General features: G+C 43.4%; 2 protein-coding genes. Both read right to left on the bottom strand.

The genetic code is table 11. From position 1 onward, the window contains the following. Positions 1-28: 28 nt before the first annotated feature. Positions 29-1,603, bottom strand: a complete 1,575-nt coding sequence (locus QT979_RS28755; RefSeq protein WP_333312373.1) for a reverse transcriptase domain-containing protein — start codon at positions 1,601-1,603, stop codon at positions 29-31. 272 nt (positions 1,604-1,875) lie between these two features. Beyond that, on the bottom strand, positions 1,876-2,031 hold the full coding sequence (locus QT979_RS28750) for a hypothetical protein (RefSeq protein WP_333050788.1): 156 nt from the start codon (positions 2,029-2,031) through the stop codon (positions 1,876-1,878). Positions 2,032-2,090: the final 59 nt, after the last annotated feature.

Here is a 2,090-nt window from a genome sequence, read left to right as displayed (position 1 = left end):
GTTTCCGTGCATCCAGCTCCCGATATTCTTAGGGAGTGACCCTTTTGCTCATGTGTGAGTAGTCATGACAGGATTCGTGGATTGCTAGAAGATTTTTAGGTTTCCAGTTATCATGATTCTCGTCGATGTGATGTAGATTTACTCGCTCGTCGCTCATAAATTTCATCCCACAATGACCGCATGAATGGTTTTGCTTTTTAAGGGCTTTAGAGGTCAAATCATCGTATAACTTACTATTGCGTTCGCTCCAATAAGTTAAATCTCCGTCATAGGGCGATTTATCCCCTTTGACGGAGATGTGTTTGTTTTCGGAGTAAGGAACCGTTGGAAATGCCTTCTTAACAAGCTTAACGCTTGATTCTCTGGTATTTTTGGATTCCTTGTTAAATACCGTGTATGTTCTGTGATTTAAGAACCAAAGTGAAAACCTTGCTCCTGACATATCACAGAACCTATGGTAATTTCTCCATCCTCTAACTATTGGTGCTAGCTTTTCGGCTTTTACCTTAGAACCATAATTCGAGCAATTAACGATGTTCTTTACCTTCAAACGGAACTTTTTAAAATTATCCACTGAGGGGTAGCTTTTAAATCTTCCGTCGCTTAACACTTTGAAGTGCCAGCCGAGAAAGTCGAATCCATCTGTCGTAGCGGTAATCTTGGTCTTCTTAGCACTTACCATCATTCCTCTTGCTGCTAAAAAATTATCAATTTCGGCAAGTATTTTGACTGCATCGTCTTGAGGTCTAAGCATTATCACCATATCATCCGCATAACGGATTGATGTTTCGACAATGTTTGACGCTGGGGTTTTGCCAGTTATTCTAAATCCATCCTTATGGTATCTGTGAATACTTTCAATCCCGTTAAGAGCGATGTTGGCTAATAGGGGACTCACCACCCCACCTTGAGGAGTTCCTTGTTCCGGGAAATCGGGGTTGACCCCAGCTTTTAGGCATCGGAAGATTCCGAGCTTGATACCTTTGGGCGCAATTAAGTTGTCCATTATGGTGGTGTGACTAATCCTGTCGAAGCATTTTTCTATGTCGAGTTCGATCACTCGTTTTTCCATTCCATTACAGTAGCTTCTTAGATTGTTGAACAGGATTTTCTGTGCATCGTGCGCGGAGCGTCCGGCTCTGAACCCGTAGCTGTAAGCATGGAATGTTGCTTCGTGTGCTGGTTCTAAAGCGTATTTAGCGAGGCATTGCCAAGCTCTATCCGCGATAGTTGGGATTTTTAGCATTCTGGTTGTCCCGTCCTTTTTTGGGATTGGGATTTCCCGTAGTCCTTGATGATGCCAATTACCTGCCGACTCTTTAAGTATTGTTTCTAGGTAGAAACGTCCTGTAAAGCCGAGAGATTTTACACCGTCAACACCTGCTGTTTTCTTGCCAGCGTTTAGCTGTGTTACTTGTCGAATTGCTAGGAATCTAGCAGCTTTGGATTTCAGAATAAGTCTTTGCAGAGACTGCGCTTTCCGCTTGTTTCCTGCTTGAACCGCTTTGAACACTCTCTTTTGTAGGCGAAATAAATCTTTGCGGAACTTCTTCCACGGTAGATTCTTCCAAGATTCACTGGTATTACTACTGTGTCTAATCATGCTCTGCTCTGTTGAGTGTTTTCTGAATACCTTGCGAAAATTACTTCGCATCCTACCCGTCTTGAGAGAGTTCCGTATCTCATCTTACCTACATGGAAATCGACGTATCCATGACTCTCAAGTCGTTTTTATTCGTTCCCTCAGATGATTGATTGTTCCGTTAGGTGTAGCCAATTTAACTATCAGAAACCCAAGATTCTGGACGCTATTGTGGAAATGATGCGTCGGGCTTTAGCTCTGATGAGGTCAGGGTTTTTTAAGTTATGCCCTGCCTAAGTGTAAGTTACTTTTTTAGGCTCGGTTTCACCGTAGGAACTCCCTGTTAGCACCAGTGTCAGCCCATAACAGCCGTCTGATTGTGCCCTGTTCCCAGCTTCACTCTCCAAGAATTGAGCTTGGTCGGTGTGAGCAGATAAGGAGTCACGCATGAATCTTGCGGGAAGGACTTGCACCTTCATCAATCTGAGAGTTCAGTGCTCAACCTAGG

Source organism: Microcoleus sp. w2-18bC1 (assembly GCF_036700365.1).
In the GTDB taxonomy this organism is placed as follows: domain Bacteria; phylum Cyanobacteriota; class Cyanobacteriia; order Cyanobacteriales; family Microcoleaceae; genus Microcoleus.
This window is presented reverse-complemented; position numbering and strand designations above follow the sequence as displayed.